At 38.1% G+C, this 412-nt stretch carries 1 protein-coding gene; it reads left to right on the top strand.

What is annotated here, in order from left to right; translation table 11 throughout:
* Nucleotides 1-197 (top strand): hypothetical protein (locus DV520_RS12450; protein ID WP_205727614.1); only part of this gene is annotated, 197 nt, incomplete at its 5' end.
* Nucleotides 198-412: the final 215 nt, after the last annotated feature.

The raw sequence follows: 412 nt of genomic DNA, 5'->3' as shown, positions 1-412 counted from the left end.
TGATATTGGGATTCGCTGCTGCTCCTTTTTATCCTCCAGCAGACTATTTTCAAACTGTTGTTTATAAATGCAAGAGAGGTCTTTCAAAATATTTCAGAGGCTCTTTCCCACATTCAACGCCATTTGACTTGAACGAAAGATTTTTGGAAAGCTCTGGCTTTTTCTGCCTTACTATGATAAAATTTAATATATTATAAGGATAATCTCTTATTATCAATCGTTTAATCAGTTTCTGAAGCCAGCATAAGACATGAACGGGAAGTCATCCCCATTATGAATCGTTCTTGTGCGGCGGCAGGTAGGGAGGGATGATCTATGCGTATTGGTCTTGTTTTTGATATCAGAGAAGATTATGGGCTTGAAGCAAGTGATGTGACCTTCTGTGATTTTAACTATCTGAGCGATATGCAGT

It is taken from the genome of Evtepia gabavorous, assembly GCF_003425665.1.
Lineage (GTDB): Bacteria > Bacillota > Clostridia > Oscillospirales > Oscillospiraceae > Evtepia > Evtepia gabavorous.
This window is presented reverse-complemented; position numbering and strand designations above follow the sequence as displayed.